Here is a 19,394-nt window from a genome sequence, read left to right as displayed (position 1 = left end):
GCCGGTTTCCTGTATCGCTCCTGAGGCCCGGACGCCAAGGGTCCGTGGCCGGGACGAGGACGACATGATGACAGGCAGCGCACCATACGATTTCGTCATCGCCGGCGGCGGCACCGCCGGCTGGATGTGCGCCGCTGCCCTCGCTCGCTTCACGCCGCCCGGCACCCGCATCGCACTGGTGGAGAGCGAAGCCATCGGCACTGTCGGCGTGGGCGAGGCCACAATACCGCAGATCCACCATTTCAACGGCGCGCTGGGCCTGGGCGAAGCGGATTTCCTGCGCGAGACGAAGGGCACCTTCAAGCTCGGCATCAGCTTCGACGGCTGGCTGCGCGAGGGGGCGAGTTACATGCACGCCTTCGGCAACGTGGGCCGTCCGCTCGGCCTGCTGCCGTTTCAGCATTTCTGGCTCAGGGCGCAGAAATTGGGGCTTGCCAAGCCGCTGCAACGCTACTCGCTGAACGAGCTCGCCGCGCGCACCATGCGGATGCATCGGGGCAAGACGGCGGGCGGTCACGAGATGCCCTATGCCTACCATTTCGACGCCGCGCTCTACGCCGCCACCCTGCGCCGGTTCGCCGAAACGCGCGGGGTGGAGCGGATCGAAGGGATCATCGAACACGTCGCGCTGGACGGCGAGAGCGGCGACATCGCTGCGCTGCGGCTTGGGGGCCAGCGCGAGGTGGCGGGCCGCTTCTTCTTCGACTGTACCGGCTTTCGCGCGCTGCTGATCGGCGAGGCGCTGGGCACCGGGTTCGACGACTGGTCGAACTACCTGCCCTGCGACCGGGCCGTGGCCGTACCCTGCGCCAGCGGCGGCGACTTCACGCCGTTCACCCGCTCGATCGCGGGGAAAAGCGGGTGGCAATGGCGCATCCCGCTGCAGCACCGCATCGGCAACGGCCTCGTCTATTCCAGCACCCACCTTTCCGACGACGAGGCGAGCGCCACGCTGCTCGGGGGCCTCGACGGCGAGCCGCAGGGAAACCCGCGCCCCATCCGCTTCACCACCGGCAGGCGGGCCGAGCACTGGCGCGGCAACTGCCTCGCGCTAGGCCTTGCGGCAGGCTTCATGGAACCGTTGGAATCGACCAGCATCCACCTCGTCCAGTCGGCCATCAGCCGCTTCCTCGCGGTCATGCCAGCGCACGGCGAGGCCGCACCGGCGGTGCGGGACTGGTTCAACCATCAGGCTGCTTTTGAGTGGGAGCGCATCCGCGATTTCCTGGTCCTCCACTACACCGCCAACCAGCGCGAGGGCGAACCGTTCTGGGACCACGTGCGGCACATGCCGCTGCCCGATACCTTGATTGCCAAGCTGGAGCTGTGGCGCGAAGCGGGGTTCATCCATCGCGAGCACGAAGAATTGTTCACCGAGGTGGGCTGGTTCCAGGTGCTGGCCGGGCAGGGCGTGGAGGCGCGGGGCTACAACCCGATGGCCGACGCGCTGCCCGAGGCCGATCTTCGCGCCATGCTCGAACAGACCGAAACTGCCCTCGTCGAACAGGTGAAGCCCATGCCCCGCCATCTCGATTTCCTGCAAGGCTACATCGGCGGCGCGCGCGTCGGAGAGGCGGCATGAAGCGCGCGTTCGCCATCGGCCTTGCCGCAACGCTACTCTCCGGCTGCGCCACCGTGCCGCCCGCGCCGCCCGCCGCACCCGTCGCTCCCGTCGGCAGCTACCTCGCGCGCGAGCCGAGCGAGGAGATCATCTATTTCGTCCTGCCCGACCGGTTCGAGAACGGGGACCCGTCGAACGACACCGGCGACTTCACCGGCGACCGCCTCGCCACCGGGTTCGATCCTTCCGCGCGGGGCTTCTTCCACGGCGGCGACCTAGCCGGCCTCACCAGCCGGCTCGACTATCTCGAAGGGCTGGGCGTCACCGCCATCTGGTTCGCGCCGATCTTCCAGAACAAGCCCGTGCAGGGCCCGCCTGGCGACGAGAGTGCGGGCTATCACGGGTACTGGGTCACCGACTTCACCCGCCCCGACGGCCACTTCGGCACGCGCGAGGAATTCACCGCCTTCGTCGATGCCGCCCATGCTCGCGGGATGAAGGTCTACATGGACATCATCACCAACCACACCGCCGACGTCATCACCTATGCCGACGGGCCGGAGACGAACTTCGAATATCGCAGCCTTGGCGACTACCCCTATTCCACCCGCGGCGGGCCGGACGGGGCGCGCATCAACGAAGGCTTCGCCGGGCACGAGGATTCGAGCGCGGCCAACTTCGACCGCCTGACCGATCCGAACTACGCCTATATTCCGCGCGTGCCAGAGGCAGAGCGCGCCGCGAAGGTGCCCGCTTGGCTCAACGATCCGATCTACTACCACAATCGCGGCAACAGCAGCTTCACCGGCGAGGACAGCCGCTTCGGCGACTTCGCCGGGCTCGACGACCTGTTCACCGAACACCCGCGCGTGCGTGCCGGGATGCAGCAGATCTTCTGCGACTGGATCACCCGCACCCGCGTCGACGGCTTCCGCATCGATACCGCTCGCCACGTCGATCCGGGCTTCTGGCAGGAATTCGTGCCCGCGATGGAAGCCTGTGCCGATGCCGCCGGCATTCCGAACTTCCACATGTTCGGCGAGGTCTACAAGGACGTGCCGGAAAGCGGATACATCGCCGAATACACCCGCCGCGACGGCTTGCCCGCCGTGCTCGATTTCGCCTTCCAGTCCGCCATGCGCGAGACGCTGGGGCGCGGGCGGGGGACCGTGGTGCTCGCCCACCTGTTCGATGGCGACGTCCTCTACGAAGGCGGCGAGGAGACCGCGCTGACGCTGCCGACCTTCCTCGGCAACCACGACATGGGGCGCTTCTCCACCCTGCTGCGTGAGGACATGCTCAACGTGTCGCAGCAGGAACTGCTCGCCCGCGTCATGCTCGGCCACGCGATGATGCTGAGCCTGCGCGGCAGCCCGACGGTCTACTACGGCGACGAGCAGGGCTTCGTCGGCGACGGCAACGACCAGCGTGCGCGCGAGGACATGTTTCCCAGCCTTACGGCAGAATACAATGACAACGTGCTGATCGGCACCCGCGCCACCACGGCGGACAGCAACTTCGACACCGGCCACCCGCTCTACCGCCTGATCGCCGCCTTCAGCGCGATCCGGCGCGAGCACCCGGCCTTCACCCGTGGCCGCCAGCAGGTGCGCCATTACGAGCAGGAGCCGGGGATTTTCGCCGTCAGCCGCTTTGATCCCGCCAGCGGCGCGGAATATCTCGCCGTGTTCAACACCAGCGATGCCCCGCGCGCGGCCAACGTCTGGCTTGGCAGCGAGGCGCGGCGCTTCCAGACGCTGGCGGGCGAGTGCCCCGCCGCCGTCACCGCGCCGGGCAGCGCCGCCTTCACGCTCCCCGCCTTCGGATGGGCCGTCTGCCGCGTCAGCGAGACTGCGCAATGAGCGGGAGCGAGACCCCGTGGTGGAAGGGCGCGGCGATCTATCAGATCTACCCGCGCAGCTTCATGGATTCGAACGGCGACGGGATAGGCGACCTGCCCGGCATCACCAGCCGGCTGGATCACGTCGCGCGCCTTGGCGTCGATGCCATCTGGGTCAGCCCCTTTTTCGCCAGCCCGATGAAGGATTTCGGCTACGACGTGTCCGATTACCGCGCGGTCGACCCGATCTTCGGCACGCTGGCGGATTTCGACGCGCTCGTCGCGCGCGCGCACGAACTTGGCCTGAAAGTCCTGATCGATCAGGTCTATTCCCACACCTCCGACCAACACGAGTGGTTCGCCGAGAGCCGCGCCGACAGAACCGGTCCGAAGAACGACTGGTATGTCTGGGCGGACCCCAAGCCCGACGGGTCGCCGCCGTCGAACTGGCAGTCGGTCTTCGGCGGCCCGGCATGGACGTGGGATGCGCGCCGCCGGCAGTATTACCTGCACAATTTCCTCAGCTGCCAGCCGCAATTGAACCTGCACAATCCGGCCGTGCAGGACGCCGTGCTGGACGTGATGCGCTTCTGGCTGGACCGCGGCGTCGATGGCTTCCGCATCGATGCGCTGAACTTCGCGATGCACGACCCGGCTTTCACCGACAATCCGCCCGCGCCCGCGACAGATCGCCCACGCACCCGTCCCTTCGACTTCCAGTTGAAGCGCCACAACCAGTCGCACCCGGACATTCCGCGCTTCATCGAGCGTATCCGCGCGCTGACCGACGAGTACGAGGCCGTATTCACCGTCGCCGAGGTGGGCGGGGACGAGGCGCACGCCGAGATGAAAGCCTTTACCGCGGGCGAAACGCACCTCAATTCGGCCTACGGGTTCAACTTCCTCTATGCCGAGCGCCTGACCCCCGGCCTCGTCTGCGCCGCGCTCGCCGAATGGCCCGACGAGGAGGGCGTGGGCTGGCCGAGCTGGGCCTTCGAGAACCACGACGCGCCGCGCGCGCTCAGCCGCTGGGTGGAGGAAGGCGACCGCGAGGCATTCGCCCGGCTCAAGGTGGCGCTGCTCGCCTGCCTTCGCGGCAACGCCATTCTCTACCAAGGCGAGGAGCTGGGCCTCCTGCAGGTCGAGATCCCGTTCGAGCAGCTCCACGATCCCGAGGCCATCGCCAACTGGCCGCTCACTCTCAGCCGCGACGGCGCGCGCACGCCGATGCCGTGGGAAGAGGTCGCGGGCGGCGGGTTCGGGCACGAGGCGCCGTGGTTGCCGCACGGGGAGGAAAACCTCGCCCGCGCCGCTGCCGTGCAGGAGGGCGACCCCCATTCACTGCTCGCCCACACCCGCGCCTTGCTGGCCCTGCGCAAGGCGCATCCGGCGCTGCTCTACGGTCGGGTGACGCGCTGCGAAACGCGCGGCGACCTGCTTGTGCTGGGCCGCCGCCACGGCGAGGACTGCATCCGCACCTTTTTTAATCTCGGCGCGGGCGAGGCTTTGCTCGGCGCCGACGAGGCGCAAGGCACGGTGCTCACCGCCGTGAATGGCGCCACGACCGACACTCTCCCTCCCTACGCAGCCTTGGTGGTACAGATATGACGATCCTTCGCACGACCCTCTCGCTCGCCGCCCTGCTGCTCACCTCCACAGCCGCACTGGCGCAGAGCGTCACCTCCCCCGATGGGCGGATCGAGGCGAGCTTGACCGTCGACGGCGAAGGCAAGCCCAACTGGAGTGTCATGCGCGACGGCGAGGTGCTGATCGCGCCCTCGGGCCTCGGCTTCAACATCGAGAACGAGGATCCGCTGCGCCGCAACTTCGCCGTGGTGGCGCAGGGCACCGACAGCGCCGACGCTAGGTGGGAGCAGCCGTGGGGCGAGCGGCAGTTCGTCGTCGACCGTCACAACGAGCTGGCCGTGACCTTCCGCCAGCAGGACGCGATGGCGCGCGAGTTCACCGTGCGGCTGCGCGTCTTCGACGATGGCGTGGGCTTCCGCTACGAGCTGCCCGACCGCGGCGAGATGCGCATCGCCGAGGAGCTGACCGAATTCAACCTGGCCCCTGCGGGCGAGGCCTGGTGGATCCCCGCGGGCGACTGGAACCGCTACGAACAGCTTTATCAGAACAGCGCGATCTCCGCCGTCGGCCTGGCGCACACGCCGATCACCTTCCGCCTCTACGACGGCACGCACCTCGCCATGCACGAGGCGGCGCTGGTCGACTATTCGGGCATGTGGCTGCAACGCATGGACGGGCAGCGCTTCCGTTCCGTCCTAGCGCCGTCGAGCCGCGGAGCCAAGGTCGTGCGCACCGGCGCCTTCACCACGCCCTGGCGCACGCTGCGCATCGCGGACGATGCAGCGGGCCTCGTCGAGAACGATCTCGAGCTCAATCTGAACGAGCCCAACGTGCTCGGCGATGTCAGCTGGTTCGAACCCGCCAAGTACATCGGCATCTGGTGGGGCATGATCTCCAATCGCTGGACCTGGGCGCAGGGCGAGCGCCACGGCGCGACCACCGCGCGCACCCGCCAGTACATCGACTTCGCTGCCGACAACGGCTTTCACGGCGTGCTGGTGGAAGGCTGGGATTACGGCTGGGACGGCACCTGGTTCGGCAACGGGCGCGATTTCAGCTTCACCCGGCCCTATCCCGATTTCGACCTCGAAGGGCTGGCGGCCTACGCGCAGGAGCGGGGCGTTCACCTCATCGGCCACCACGAGACCGGCGGCAACATCGCGAACTACGAGGCGCAGCTGGAAGACGCGATGGCGCTTTACGGACGGCTGGGGATCGACGTGGTCAAGACTGGCTACGTCGCCGACGCAGGCTCCATCATCAGCTGCAACGCCGACATCGCCGCCCCGTGCGAGGGGCAGGTGATGGAATGGCACGACGGCCAGCGCCAGGTGCAGCACCACCTGCGCGTGGTGCAGGAAGCGGCCGAAAACCGCGTGGCGGTGAACCCGCACGAGCCGGTGAAGGATACCGGTCTTAGGCGCACCTATCCCAACTGGGTCACGCGGGAGGGCGCGCGCGGGCAGGAATACAACGCCTGGAGCGTGTTCGGAAATGGCCCCGATCATGAGCCGACGCTGGTCTACACCCGGATGCTTTCAGGGCCGATGGACTACACGCCCGGCGTGCTCGGGCTGGTCGGCGACAACGGGATGCCAATGGCCTCCACGCTCGCCAAGCAGCTGGGTCTCTATCTCGCGATCTATTCGCCGATCCAGATGGCCGCCGATTTCGTCGAGAGCCTGGAGGCGCACCCGCGCGAGCTGGAATTCATCCGGGCCGTGCCCGCCGACTGGGCGGAAAGCCACCTCGTCGCGGGCGCGATCGGCGACTACGCCATCTTCGCGCGCAAGGATCGCAATTCGCAGGACTGGTATGCCGGCGGCATCAACGATGCGACCGCGCGCGACGTGACGCTCGACTTCGCCTTCCTCGAACCCGGCACGACTTACCGCGCCAGCGTGTGGAAGGACGGCGAGGGCGCGACCTACCTCACCGAGGCGCGGCACAATATCGCCTACGACAGCTTCGAGGTCCGCGCCGGCGAGGCGCATACCTTCCATCTCGCGCCGGGCGGCGGGCTCGCCATCCGGTTGCAGCCGGTGCGGTGAGCGATAAGCAACCGCCTTCTATCGTCGTCCTGGGCGGCGGCAGCGCAGGCTGGATCACCGCCTGCATGCTGCACCACCGGTGGGGCGGCCCGGTAACCGTCGTCGAGAGCCCCGAGATCGGGATCATCGGCGTGGGCGAGGGCTCGACTCCGCAACTGAAAGCGCTGTTCGATCACCTGGGCATTGCCGAGGCCGAGTGGATGGCCGCCTGCGACGCCACCTACAAGCTCGGCATCCGCTTCAACGGCTGGAGCGAGCGGCCTGGGTTCGAAAGCTACTTCCACGCCTTTCCCGGCCCGGTGGACCTGCATACCGAGCCCGGCTTCACCCGCAACGTCATGCTGGCGCGGCGAGGGTTCAAGGTGCCCGCGCTGCCCGACGACTGGTTCCTTGCAGCGCGCCTCGCTGCCGAGGGCAAAGGCCCGCATCCCGGCCCCGCCTTTCCCTTTGCTCCCAGCTACGGCTATCACTTCGACGCCTACAAGCTCGGTGCCTTTCTGTGCGAATGGGCCACGGCGCGGGGCGCCGTCCACCGCGAAGCGCGCGTCAGCGAGGTCGAGCTGGCCGGCAATGGGGACGTCGCGGCGCTCGTCTGCGAGGGCGGGGAGCGGATCGCGGGCGACCTGTTCGTCGATTGCTCGGGCTTTCGCGCGCTGATCGCGGAAGCAGCGCTGGGGGCCAGGTTCCTGCCCTTCGATGGCAACCTCTTCGCCGACCGCGCCGTCGTCGTGCCGACCGAAAGCGTTGCGCATTACCTGCCGCAAACCGAGGCCGTGACCATGAAGGCGGGTTGGCGCTGGCGCATCCCGCTGACCACCCGGGTGGGCAACGGCTACGTCTATTCCTCGCGGTACCTCGCGGACGAGGAGGCCGAGGCCGAACTGCGCGCCGCCACCGGCAGCATGGCCGAGGCGCGGTTCCTCAAGATGAAGGTCGGCCGGCTGGAGCACAGCTGGACCCGCAACTGCCTCGCCGCCGGCCTCGCGCAAGGCTTCATCGAGCCGCTGGAGGCGACAGCGCTCCACATTGTCATCGCCACCGCTCTGGAATTCGCCGAAGCGTTCGAGGAGGGCGGTTTCACCGCGCAGCACCGCGACCGGTTCAACCGCCAGATCGCCGCCCGCTACGAGAGTGTGCGCGACTACATCGTGGCGCACTACCGGATGAACCAGCGCACTGACACGGCCTTCTGGCGCGACAACGCAGGCAACCAGAACCTGTCGGACAATCTGAAGGCCATGTTCACCGCCTGGTTCACCCACGCCGACATCGCCGAGGTCAACGCGCGCACTTATCCCGAGCCCGCTTATCCCGCGATGAGCTGGTATGCGCTGTTCGCAGGCTATGGCACTTTTCCGCCGCTGGCCAAGATGCAGGCCTCGCCGCCGGGCGTGGAGGTGGCCGATGTCGAGGCTGCGCGCACTATGCTTGCCGCCTGCGCCGGCAATTTCGCCGCTCTCTAGCCCCCCCCCGGGTCCTGTCAGAGCATATGCACCCGCTGGCGGGACGCGCCTAATTAGCTAGAGGCGCGACTATGCCAAGACCTCGCAAACCAGCCAGCTCGTTCCGCTATTTCAACTCGTCGCCCGAGGTGATCCGCCTGGTGGCGATGATGTACGTCCGCCTCGCGCTGTCGCTCCAATTCGTCGAGGACTTGCGGTTCAAACGGGGGTATCGACATCAGCCACGAAACCCTGAGTCGAGGTGCTTCCCATAGTGGAGATGCGACGCTTCGTGGGCGGCTGGCAATTGCTCGGCGTGGCGTCTTGGAGCGCAGCGCGAATCCGACAGCGACCGGCCTCGTGCCACCTACTTCAGTGGCCGTGTCATCAGCCTCGAGGGCGCGCGGGATTAGTCGGTGCTGGGCGAGCTAACTTACACCACAACTCCTTCGGCCAGTGCCTAGACAGGTGCCGACTACGACTACTTCCAGGCATCGCTGGGTGTGCGGCGCAGGTGCTGAGCGAGAGAAAGAGCGTGGGTTCATGCGATGCCGAGCAAAGCTAGGCAGCGCTTGCCGTTTCAGCCTGCCTGACGGGACCGCGCTCCGACGCCGGACCAGAAAGCGACCATCAGCGAGGCAACGGGGACTGATCCAACAGAACAGCGCCCATGGGGCTTATCGCCATCTACCACCCAATCATCGCGCGGTCCCGGCGGGCAAATCGGCATGGCGGGCATCAGTGCCAAGGCGGCAAGCAGGCTCGCCCGAACACCGCGACAGAAAGACAAGTCGCCGACAAGAATGCAATCAAGGCGAACTGGATCCGCGTCGGAGGTTGAGGAAGTCAGAATTGACAGCCAAGCGCTACAGAGGATGACGCTACCGCTCGGGTCGATGTGCGCACAAGCTTTGAACGCGAGCTGATGTTAAGGCTCGGCGGATGAGGTGCTCCCTGCTCGTTGGTGGGACACTTGTTCTGCGTCACTACGCATCATCAGCAAGCAGGCCAGTTTTCAATCTTGTTGCTTCGATCAGAAGCCACGCATGGCTATGATGATATGGTGCAAGCTTTCCTAGACGTTCAGCCTACCACGGCAAATCATTGGCGTTCGCTGATCCTTTTTGGACGCAATGTGGCATCATACAAATTTGCTTTGGCAAGAAGTCTGCTCGAGATGGCAGACCGCCGAGATGATTTTATCCGGCTAGACGAACTTGCAGCTCCCTTCAGTCGCCATCTTTGTGAGCATGTCGCAGCATCACCGAAGCAGGCGACCAGTCCAACGAGTAAATTCCTTGACGCTTGCCGCTTGGCAAACGCCGGCACGCTACCCGGGGATCAGCTGCGGGACCTGACTGTGCGGCTGGGGTTCACCAACGTCATTGACGCCTTTCATCGTCTCGGGCCAGCTGACCTTCCTATTCGTTTCTTCATGGATGAGCGGGCTCAAAGCAGGGGCATCCGCATCACTGATGAGTTGCGCGGACTAGTGCAAATGGATGTCACGCAGGAGCTAACCGATGAGACCGAAGCTCGCTGGCGGCTGGTGGAGACGGCTTGGGAACTTGGCGTGTCCCACCCCCTTATTGAACATGATGCGGAACAAGGCTCGCTGGCAGTTCGCAGGCGAGACCGCCGCGCGGCGGTGACATCGGTCCGGGCAGCTCTGAACGGCTACCAGAAAGGTTGCTGCTTTTACTGCTTCGGGAAGATAGCAATCGTGCCTGGACCTACCCTCGCTGACGTCGATCATTTTCTCCCATGGTCAACGCGTGCGCACATTGGCGGCAATGTCGATGGAGTGTGGAACCTAGTTTTATCGTGCCAGGCGTGCAATCGCGGTCCAGCCGGCAAACACGACCTTGTCCCGGCGCTGGGAATACTCCACCGGCTTCACACGCGGAACGAATTTCTCATACTGAGCCACCATCCTTTGCGAGAAACATTGATGATGCAAACCGGTCTCACTTCCGGCGGACGGGCGAGCTTTCTTCAGAATGCATGGGGCGAGGTGGCTCTTCAGCGGGGAGCTCGGTGGGAGCCCATCGCAGTCGCAGCTCGAGCGTTCTGATGTCTGTTCGGTTTTATGACGAGAATGCCGAGGCTTTCTTTGCTGGCACCGTCAACGCCGATATGAGCGGTGCGCGCTCGCGCTTCCTCGCTAACGTAGCGCTGAAAGGTCACATCCTAGACGCCGGTTGCGGCTCAGGTCGAGATGCGCTCGCCTTCACCAATTCCGGTTTTCGGGTCACTGCCTTTGATGCTTCCGCAGAAATGGTCCGGTTGGCCGCGGACCATACCCATCTGCCCATCTTGCATATGACATTTGAAGAAGTAGCTTGGGATGGCGAATTTGATGGGGTCTGGGCGAGCGCCAGCCTTCTTCATGTGCCGCGGGCAAATCTGGCGCGCGCGATCGCCGCTCTAGCGAAGGCGTTGCGTCCGGGGGGCACGTTTTATGTGTCGATGAAACAGGGGGACGAAGAGCGAAGCGTCGAGGGGCGGCTTTTCACCGATGTCTCGGAAGAGGAGATGTCTCAGCTTCTGCAAGCGGCTGGACTAGCGATAGTCGAGCTTTGGATTTCAGCCGACGTCAGACCCGGTCGCGGGGACGAGCACTGGGTGAACGGAATCGCTCAGAAGCGGGCGTAAGGTCCGCTGTCCTCGAATGGACCGTCGGTCCCATATTTTTTCTGGGACCGATGGGTTCGTCCGGCCGCATACATTCGACATAAATGGCATTATCAGCCCGGGCGGCTGGTTTGCGCCCCACTCTCGGTCATTCCACAAAGGCTCTCAGCAGCCCGAAAGCAGTCGCCCCAGCGCCAGATGGTGCTCGAGTGGATCGCCACTCGCAGTCTCCGCGAGCGGCAGGTGATGGACAGTCCGGTCGCGAGCAAGGCAAGAAGGTGATCGCCTTCGACCTCGACATCAGCGCCCGGACGGTGGAGGTCTACCGGGCCAACCTGATGATGAAGATGCAGGCCAAGACGCTGTCCGAACTGGTGCGGATGGTGACGATCGTGTCGCTCCCTCGCTGATCGCTTGAGCGGCGACCGCCGCGATCACCGCGGTCGCTACCCGCCCGCGGGACCGGCAGGATGAACCGATCGGGGACCGGATCGTTCTGCCAACATGTACCCGAATGAACTGGACGACCTGGTCTCACGGGTCCGTGCGTGCCAAGCCTGCGCGAATGACCTGCCGTTTGGGCCGCGGCCCGTGCTGCAAGTTTGCGAAACGGCGAGAATACTCGTTGCCAGTCAAGCACCGGGCGCACGAGTGCACGCCTCGGGCGTCCCGTTCTCCGATGATTCAGGAGCCCGATTGCGCGGCTGGCTGGGCCTGACCAGCGATGTCTTCTATGACGCAACTCGTGTGGCGATCGTGCCGATGGGTTTCTGCTACCCCGGGAAGAAGGGCGGCGGCGACGCTCCGCCGCGCACCGAGTGCGCCGGGACGTGGCGCAGTGAGCTGCTCGCGCGGATGCCTGAGTTGCGGCTGACGCTCTTGGTGGGCACCTACGCGCAAATCGATGCCCTTGGACCGGGCCGGATGATCGACCGGGTTCGCAACTTCCGGGACTATCTGCCGCGCTTTTTCCCGCTCCCGCACCCGTCGTGGCGCTCGCGTCTTTGGGCTGATCAAAACCCCTGGTTCGAACGGGAGGTCCTGCCAGTGCTGCGGGACGCGGTGCAAGGTGCTCTCAGTCAGTGATGGGCACGCACGCGGACCACCCTCTGTATACGATCGGCCACTCGACCCGCACGCTAGAAGAGTTCGTCGACCTTCTTCGGGGCGCTGGGGTGCAGCGCCTGATCGATGTACGCAGTATTCCGCGATCGCGCACGAACCCCCAGTACAATCTCGACTTCCTGCCCGATGCCCTGCGATGCTGGCAGATTCGTCACACCATCATTCCCGAACTGGGCGGCCGGCGGAGCAAGCAAGGAGTGGCCGCCGATATCAACGCGTTCTGGATCAACCAGAGCTTTCACAACTACGCCGATTTCGCGATGTCCGGCGAATTCCGTTCGGGATTACAGAAGCTGCTCGCGTTCCATGATGACGAGCCTTGCGCCATCATGTGCTCGGAAGCGGTCTGGTGGCGTTGTCATCGCAGGATCATCGCCGACTACCTGTTGGCCGAGGGGCACGACGTGCGTCACATAATGGGCGCGGGGCGGATCGATCCGGCAAAGTTGACCCCCGCAGTACAGCGGCACGATCGCGTCCTGCTCTACCCGCCTGCCTGAGGGATGAGGCCAGGATCCTGCTGCATGGTCGTCGCGGAGGGGCAGCGCCGTGAACGACGATCGACTTGCGGTTGTTATCCAGGCGCCGCACCGGCGCCTCCATTCTGGTTCACCCGCCTTGACAAAGGACGTTAATCGGCCCTTCCTGCACCCATGTCGGCCGCCCTCACCATCGAGCGCCCTGAGCTGCCGGAAGGTAGCAGTACCGCGCGCCTACTCCGCTTGGACGTGACAGCCGTCTGAGGCGAGCGCGCGATCCGAGTGAAACTGAAATCGGGTGCAGCAAGGGCTCCGTTTCCCCGATCATCTGCAGTGCGGCAGCCCCGCCACTCCCAGGCGCCAGAGCGTACCAGGCGCGTGACGCCAAGTTCAACGAGGTGATCTCTTGAATGACATCAGACGGCGCGGGCTCCTGCTCGCGTTCCTCGCGCTTCTATCAGCATGCGAGCGAATTCCGCAGGATCCCGAAGGCACGCTCGACCGGATCCGCGACAAGCAAGCGATAAGGGTCGGGATCGTCTCGTCCGGGGAAAAGGACGCGTCAGTGCAGCGCGCCCTGATCGCGCGGCTTCAACAGGCAACCCGCGCGAATGCCGTCGTGGAAAGAGGCGCGACGGAACCGCTCCTCGTGAAACTTCAAGATGGGGCACTCGATGTGGTGATCGGAGAATTCGATACCGCGACGCCGTGGAATACGCATGTCACCTTCGTTCCTGAAACCAAGACATTGGCGGATCGCGGGCTGAAGGTTGCCAGCTTCGCCGTTGCCCGGAACGGAGAGAACGAGTGGATCACTCTGCTTCACCGGGAGGCCAGGAGCTTGGAGAAGCAACAATGATTCGCGATCTTCCGGCTGAGATTACAGCCGACCTCGCCCGTGCAAGACGGCTTGAATGGTGGACCCTCGCGTGGATGGGGTCGGTGGTCGGCGTGATGTGGCTGGTGATGGGATCCAGCCAGGCGATGAAAACGGCGCTCATCGAAGACGTCCTGAGCCTCATCCCCGCGATCGTATTCCTGGTCGCGTCGCGGTTCGAAAGAAAGGCGGCAACGGCCCGGTTCCCGTTCGGATTTGAACGCGTTCACAGCCTCGCTTCGTTGATCGCGGCGGTCGCCCTAGCGACGGTGGGCGCATTCCTCCTGTTTGAAGCCGCGAGCGCGCTGATCAAGCAGGAGCATCCAACTATCGGACTGATCAGGGTAATGGGCCAGGATGTATGGCTCGGCTGGATCATGGTGGCCGCGCTTGTGTACTCGGTCGTACCGCCCGTTATCCTCGGTCATATCAAACAACCCATAGCCCGGCGGCTCAAGGACGAGGTGCTCGATACGGACTCCATGATGCAGCGGGCGGATTGGATGACGGGGCTCGCCGGCATTGGCGGCGTGATCGGGGTCGGGCTGGGTTTCTGGTGGGCGGATTCCCTCGCTGCCGGCTTGATCTCCTTCAGTATCCTGCGCGACGGCGTGACGTCCCTTCGCGTTGCAACCGCAGAGTTGGTCGATGGCACCCCCAGGTCGCTGGGACGCGTCGAGATCGCAGACGATGCGAACGAAGTGATCGCGGCGGTCCGGCAGCGCTTCCCCGGCGCCAAAGTGCGGCTTCGGGAGACCGGGCGATATATGCGCGCCGAGGTCGCTGGCGTGCCAGCTCCGCCTTCGGTCGATCTGCAGGACATCTGGCCGGGCGACCCCGTCGACCAATGGCGCCTAGTTCAGATCAGCTTTGTGCCGGAGGGCGGCACTCTCGATCCTGAATTCGAAGTCGGCGAGCCTTAGCGCCTCGTTCTCCCATCGCCTTGGTCGCCATGAGTGGGGATCACCCCGGCTGCTGAATCCGGTATTTTGGGCTGTTTCCGGAAACCGGTCAGTCTCATACCATCATCAGGCCGCCTGCCGGTGGCACAAGCGAGCACGAGAGCTGTTCAAGCGTAACCAAAGAGCAGGCGCATTTTTGACGCACTCACCTACCTCCCGTCTGGTCGACTGGTTCTGGTCCAGGCCCTACCTGCTGCTCACGTTCACCGCCCTTTTCTGGGCCGGCAATTCGATTGTCGGGCGTGCCGCGCGGGATGTGGTTCCACCAGTGGCGCTCGCCTTCTGGCGTTGGGCGCTTGCATTGGCGCTGCTGCTTCCATTTGCATGGCCGCATCTACGGCGCGATCTCCCCGTCCTGCGCCGAAACTGGATCTGGGTGGTGGCGCTGGGCACGCTGGGGATCGGTGCCTTCAACACCCTGCTCTACACGGGCCTGCGCTCCACGACGGCGGTCAACGGGATGCTTCTGCAATCGCTGCAGCCCGCCTTGATCGTATTGCTTGGCGCGATAATTTTTCACGAAAGGGTTCGTGTTCCCCAGGTGCTCGGCGTCGCGCTTTCGATCGGTGGCGCGTTGATGATCGTTCTTGCCGGTGATCTGAGCCGCCTCAGAGCGATGGCTTTCAATCCGGGGGATCTCGTGATCTGCGCCGCAGTGGTGGTCTGATCGTTCTACGCGGTGCTTCTGCGCAAGCGACCGGCTGTCCACCCCTTGAGCTTCCTGGCCACGACTTTCGCCATGGGCCTTGCAGCACTCCTCCCCTTTTATCTGGGCGAAATTGCGAACGGCTGCCTTATCGTCAGCACGACGGACAGCTGGCTCGCGATTTCCTATGTCTGTGTGTTTCCCTCGCTGATCGCGTACTTGTTCTTCAATCGCGGCGTTGAGCTGCTGGGATCGGCCCCTACCGCGCTTTACCTCAACATCATGCCGGTGATCGGGGCTGTTCTCGCCTATGTTCTCTTGGCCGAGCCAATCCGCGGGTTCCACTTTCTGGGCATGGGCCTGATCGGCGTCGGCATTCTCTGCGCCTCGAACGAGGCGCGCGATCGGATCATGCGGATCTTAGCGTAACTCAGCCGCGGTAGCGAGCGCCTGTCCGACCCGGTGCGTGCCGCAAGATATTCCAGCCCCGGCGGTGACGCGAACGAGGAGTTATCAACGCACGGAACTACCTTCGATGAGGCGCTCCAGCCCGCGCGCTACCGAATGCAGTGCTCCCTCGGCGGCATAGGCCCTGACGCCGGTCTCGGCCTCGATACTATCCGCGATCATTCTATCGAGTGCACCACCACCAGTAAGGGTGATGCCATCCTCCAGAATGCCTTCCGATAGCCCCGGCGGCGTTTCACTTAACGCGTCGCGAACGATGTGGACGATTTGTTCAACGTGTTTCAGCCAAACCGGCAGCACCTCGGCCGCCGGCATCTGCACAGTTCGAGGGAGACCAGTGGCCATTTCTAGGCCGCGAACCTCTACCCAACCCTTCTCCCCATCGCCAGCCAGCACGTTCGAGAGCTGGATCTTCAGTGCCTCGGCAGAAGAATGGCCGATCTTGAACCGGTGGTGTGAAGCGAAATAGTCGATCAAAGCCTGATCGAGCGCTTCGCCCCCACCTCGGGCCGCCTTGCTCAGGCAAACTCCTCCCAGCGAGATCACAGCTACTTCGGTGGTTCCCGCACCGCAGTCCACGATCATCCGGCCGCGGGGCTCGGCAATATCCAGGTCAAGTCCGATCGCTGCTAGAAGAGGTTCGGAGAAAAGCCGCGGTCTTGCGAAACCGGCGTCCATGGCAGCAGTTTCAAGCGCCCTCCGCTCGCTTTGCGTTGCGTCTGCCGGAATCCCGATATCGGGTCTGATTTTCCCGAACCTGCGCAGGGGTCCGACCGACCGCCGCACGAACTGGAACAGCTCGCGCGTGGCGACCATGTCGCTCAGAACACCGTTTCGAAGCGGGCGGACGATCTTGAGCGGCTTGGCAACCCGGCCTACGAAATTGCGCGCTTCTGTTCCCGCAGTGACAAACCGCGGGACGGCATCGTAGGCTTGGAAGCAGCACACGGTGGGCTCATCGTACACGATGCCTGCTCCCGGCGCGACGACGACCGTGTTGGCCGTGCCAAGGTCAATGCCGAGGGTGCGCTTACGCGTTGCGGAAGGTGAGGTTGAAATCATCCGGAATTGCCTAGCACTTCGATGGTCAGGACACACGCCGCAACTCGACACGTTGAGCGCGGCTGGTCACGCGGCAAGAGCAAACGAGTCGGCTCGGGCCAGTTTCCACGCCGAGCTGTAGAAATCGCGATTGTGGTCGCTGGTGAGCAGTTCGCCCTCGCTAAGATACATGTGCAGCTGGGAAAACATCCTGATCTCCGTGAGGCTCACCCTGCGGACAAGATGATGTGGACCGACCTGGCTGGGATGGGAGAGCCCGGCGGCTGCTAGCATCTCTGACAGCGCGCGTAGGGTGTTGCGGTGGAAATTGTAGACGCGTTCGGCCTTGTCCGGGACCACCAGGGCGCGCTGACGCAACGGGTCCTGCGTCGCCACGCCGACAGGACACAGGTTGGTGTTGCAGGTCAGGGACTGGATGCACCCGAGCGCGAACATGAACCCCCGGCCGGCGTTGGTCCAATCGGCACCGAGCGCGAGCGCGGCGGCAATGTCGAACGCGCTCACGATTTTGCCCGCCGCGCCAATGCGGATCCGGTCGCGCAGGCCGGCGCCCACGAGTGTGTTGTGAACGAACAGCAGGCTCTCGCGCATCGGCATGCCAAGGTGATCGGCAAATTCCAGTGGCGCCGCACCAGTCCCGCCCTCGGCGCCATCGACCACGATGTAGTCGGGCAGAATGCCTGTGATCTGCATCGCCTTAACGATGCCCATGAACTCCCAAGGCTGGCCGACACACAACTTGAAACCGATCGGCTTGCCGTTCGACAGCATCCGCAATTGGCCGATGAATGCCATCATCTCCAGCGGCGTCGAGAACGCGGGATGGAACGCCGGCGACACGCAGTCCTCACCTTGACGAATGCCGCGAGTAAGAGCGATTTCTGCCGAGACCTTGGAGCCCGGCAGGATTCCGCCATGCCCCGGCTTGGCCCCCTGGCTGAGCTTGATCTCGATCATCTTGACCTGGGGACTGGCCGCCTGTTCGGCGAACCGTACGGGGTCGAACTGCCCGTCCTCGGTGCGGCAGCCGAAATAGCCGCTGCCGATTTCCCAGATCAGGTCGCCGCCGTGCTCACGGTGGTAGGAGCTGATGCTACCTTCACCCGTGTCGTGCGCGAAGCCGCCCATCTTGGCCCCCTTGTTGAGGGCGAGGATGGCGTTGGCGCTGAGCGAGCCAAAACTCATGGCCGAAATGTTGAAGATCGAAGCGGAGTAAGGCTGCGTGCAGTCCGCCCCGCCGATGGGCACGCGAAAGCCGGCCGGATCGCCTGCCGCGACCGGTCGTACAGAATGGGAAATGAACTCGTAACCGTTGAGATAGACGTCGGTCAGAGTCCCGAATGCACGTTCGCTGCTCTCGTTCTTGGCGCGCGCATAGACCAGACTGCGTTGCGCGCGGGAGAATGGCACCTTCACCTGATCGTCTTCCATCAGGTACTGGCGGATTTCGGGGCGAATCTCCTCGAAGAACCAGCGGAAGTGGCCGAGAATGGGATAGTTGCGGCGCACCGAATGGAGCGGCTGGCTGAGGTCGTGAATCCCCACGCCCACAAGCGCCCCGGATACCAGGAACACAGCGACCGCCCATACTGACGGCAGGGCGATTCCAGAGATTGCGAGCGCGACGATGCTGACACCGAAAGCGGTAAAGCGGGCAAAAGACACGAGAGGGCTCCGTGAGGGTTGTCCGGCGCGCCGGACAACGGCGATGCCGTGCGGCCCGATGGCCGCGAATGGAATGTCGACTTTGGATGGGGCTGAGGCCCAGGCGGATAGGTTCGCCGCTCGTTGAATGGTTGGGCCTGCTTGGGACCGCTACGTTACGGAGATTTGCACGGTCTCATTGCGACAAAAAACTCGCCAATCGCGTGCTAGGAGAACTGCCGTTTGGCCCAACTTTCTTCTACGTTTCGCTCGGCGTCACGCGAAGAATAGTGAGGGTTCGCGGCCGTCCATCGGGACAAGGCCACTCGATAGTGCTTCCCACGCGCATCCCGAGCAGCCCGGCGCCGACCGAGGTCAGAACGGAGATGCGGCCCTTTTCGATGTCCGCTTGGCCCGGCAGTACGAGCGTCACCGTGCGTTCGGCCCCGTTGATGCCGTCCGCGAAGGTCACTTCGGAGCCGATAGCGACGATGTCGGGAAGAATATCGCTGGTTTCGTGAATATGGGCGCGATCGATCTCGTTGAGGATCAGGGCGCTCAATTTCGGATTGTGCGCCTCCAGCCGGATCGCCAGTTCGGCGACCAAATCATAGTCTGCGCTCGTGATGTGGATCGGAGGCGCCTCGTCGGACGCAACGGTTTTCAAGGTCATTTCGATTTTCCAGCTGAAGATACGTGGGTGAAGATTTGACGCGCTACGCCTCAAGCGAGCGTCGTCCCCCCAAGCCGCTTCAGATGAACGAGCGGCCTGGGGACCAACTGCATGCGAGCAGTTGTCCCGAATGATTCCAGAACCGGAAATATGGTGCCCAAGGGTCCATGGGTTTCATATTGGACCCCTTGTCGAAATTGTCAATGAATGCGACTGCTACGCGAACCAACGCGCGGCCAACGGCTCGATGCGCTCGAATGAGCACAAAAGCTTCTTGGGTCGGGTCGTTTAAGAGGACACCGGGGTGGCTAGGCGGCCGCAAAGTCGAGCGGGATGCATAAAG

The 19,394-nt window shown here is 64.2% G+C and carries 17 protein-coding genes and 1 pseudogene; 15 read left to right on the top strand and 3 right to left on the bottom strand.

All coding sequences use genetic code 11. The features are described 5' to 3' along the window. Window positions 1-67: 67 nt before the first annotated feature. The 15 genes and pseudogenes from GRI62_RS10740 (at window position 68) to GRI62_RS10675 (ending at window position 15,633) form a co-directional block, all read left to right on the top strand. On the top strand, window positions 68-1,582 hold the full coding sequence (locus GRI62_RS10740; RefSeq protein ID WP_131453877.1) for a tryptophan halogenase family protein: 1,515 nt from the start codon (window positions 68-70) through the stop codon (window positions 1,580-1,582). After that, the gene (locus GRI62_RS10735; RefSeq protein ID WP_131453346.1) at window positions 1,579-3,423 is read left to right on the top strand and encodes an alpha-amylase family glycosyl hydrolase; all 1,845 of its coding nucleotides are present in this window, start codon (window positions 1,579-1,581) and stop codon (window positions 3,421-3,423) included. Before GRI62_RS10740 ends, GRI62_RS10735 begins: the two co-directional genes overlap by 4 nt. After that, window positions 3,420-5,009, top strand: a complete 1,590-nt coding sequence (locus GRI62_RS10730) for an alpha-glucosidase (RefSeq protein WP_131453345.1) — start codon at window positions 3,420-3,422, stop codon at window positions 5,007-5,009. Before GRI62_RS10735 ends, GRI62_RS10730 begins: the two co-directional genes overlap by 4 nt. Beyond that, window positions 5,006-7,039: a glycoside hydrolase family 97 protein gene (locus GRI62_RS10725; RefSeq protein WP_131453344.1), complete on the top strand. Its 2,034-nt coding sequence runs from the start codon at window positions 5,006-5,008 to the stop codon at window positions 7,037-7,039. The genes GRI62_RS10730 and GRI62_RS10725 overlap by 4 nt, the downstream gene beginning before the upstream one ends. After that, the gene (locus tag GRI62_RS10720) at window positions 7,036-8,502 is read left to right on the top strand and encodes a tryptophan halogenase family protein (RefSeq protein WP_131453343.1); all 1,467 of its coding nucleotides are present in this window, start codon (window positions 7,036-7,038) and stop codon (window positions 8,500-8,502) included. Before GRI62_RS10725 ends, GRI62_RS10720 begins: the two co-directional genes overlap by 4 nt. Before the next feature lie 71 nt (window positions 8,503-8,573). Then, window positions 8,574-8,736: pseudogene (locus GRI62_RS14745) on the top strand (IS6 family transposase); the annotation flags it as partial. Window positions 8,737-9,454: 718 nt separating this feature from the next. Then, window positions 9,455-10,555 (top strand): HNH endonuclease family protein, encoded by a 1,101-nt coding sequence (locus GRI62_RS10715; protein ID WP_199799930.1) that lies wholly within the window; start codon window positions 9,455-9,457, stop codon window positions 10,553-10,555. After that, window positions 10,555-11,136 carry a class I SAM-dependent methyltransferase gene (locus GRI62_RS10710; RefSeq protein WP_131453342.1) on the top strand — a complete coding sequence of 194 codons (582 nt, stop codon included), beginning with the start codon at window positions 10,555-10,557 and terminating at the stop codon, window positions 11,134-11,136. The genes GRI62_RS10715 and GRI62_RS10710 overlap by 1 nt, the downstream gene beginning before the upstream one ends. 257 nt (window positions 11,137-11,393) lie before the next feature. Next, window positions 11,394-11,525 carry a LuxR C-terminal-related transcriptional regulator gene (locus GRI62_RS14665; protein ID WP_308420843.1) on the top strand — a complete coding sequence of 44 codons (132 nt, stop codon included), beginning with the start codon at window positions 11,394-11,396 and terminating at the stop codon, window positions 11,523-11,525. A gap of 94 nt (window positions 11,526-11,619) precedes the next feature. Beyond that, window positions 11,620-12,201 (top strand): uracil-DNA glycosylase family protein, encoded by a 582-nt coding sequence (locus GRI62_RS10700; protein WP_131453341.1) that lies wholly within the window; start codon window positions 11,620-11,622, stop codon window positions 12,199-12,201. Continuing rightward, window positions 12,201-12,740 carry a DUF488 domain-containing protein gene (locus GRI62_RS10695; protein WP_131453875.1) on the top strand — a complete coding sequence of 180 codons (540 nt, stop codon included), beginning with the start codon at window positions 12,201-12,203 and terminating at the stop codon, window positions 12,738-12,740. Before GRI62_RS10700 ends, GRI62_RS10695 begins: the two co-directional genes overlap by 1 nt. Window positions 12,741-13,125: 385 nt before the next feature. After that, window positions 13,126-13,578 (top strand): hypothetical protein, encoded by a 453-nt coding sequence (locus tag GRI62_RS10690; protein WP_131453340.1) that lies wholly within the window; start codon window positions 13,126-13,128, stop codon window positions 13,576-13,578. Beyond that, on the top strand, window positions 13,575-14,519 hold the full coding sequence (locus GRI62_RS10685) for a cation transporter (RefSeq protein ID WP_131453339.1): 945 nt from the start codon (window positions 13,575-13,577) through the stop codon (window positions 14,517-14,519). The genes GRI62_RS10690 and GRI62_RS10685 overlap by 4 nt, the downstream gene beginning before the upstream one ends. A 175-nt stretch (window positions 14,520-14,694) precedes the next feature. After that, the gene (locus GRI62_RS10680) at window positions 14,695-15,225 is read left to right on the top strand and encodes a DMT family transporter (RefSeq protein ID WP_160731867.1); all 531 of its coding nucleotides are present in this window, start codon (window positions 14,695-14,697) and stop codon (window positions 15,223-15,225) included. A 12-nt stretch (window positions 15,226-15,237) separates the two neighbouring features. Continuing rightward, a complete protein-coding gene (locus tag GRI62_RS10675; RefSeq protein WP_131453337.1) occupies window positions 15,238-15,633 on the top strand; it encodes a DMT family transporter in 396 nt (131 codons plus the stop codon). An 84-nt stretch (window positions 15,634-15,717) separates the two neighbouring features. On the opposite strand, the gene GRI62_RS10670 is transcribed toward GRI62_RS10675, so the two are convergent. From GRI62_RS10670 to rnk, 3 genes are all read right to left on the bottom strand, one after another. After that, window positions 15,718-16,734: a rod shape-determining protein gene (locus tag GRI62_RS10670; protein ID WP_131453336.1), complete on the bottom strand. Its 1,017-nt coding sequence runs from the start codon at window positions 16,732-16,734 to the stop codon at window positions 15,718-15,720. A gap of 66 nt (window positions 16,735-16,800) precedes the next feature. Continuing rightward, window positions 16,801-18,399 (bottom strand): FMN-binding glutamate synthase family protein, encoded by a 1,599-nt coding sequence (locus tag GRI62_RS10665; protein ID WP_131453335.1) that lies wholly within the window; start codon window positions 18,397-18,399, stop codon window positions 16,801-16,803. 238 nt (window positions 18,400-18,637) lie between these two features. Further along, a complete protein-coding gene (rnk, locus tag GRI62_RS10660; protein WP_131453334.1) occupies window positions 18,638-19,051 on the bottom strand; it encodes a nucleoside diphosphate kinase regulator in 414 nt (137 codons plus the stop codon). Window positions 19,052-19,394: the final 343 nt, after the last annotated feature.

The organism is Aurantiacibacter arachoides (assembly GCF_009827335.1).
GTDB classification, from domain to species: domain Bacteria; phylum Pseudomonadota; class Alphaproteobacteria; order Sphingomonadales; family Sphingomonadaceae; genus Alteraurantiacibacter; species Alteraurantiacibacter arachoides.
The sequence above is the reverse complement of the archived record's forward strand: the minus strand, read 5'-3'. Positions and strand labels throughout refer to the sequence as shown.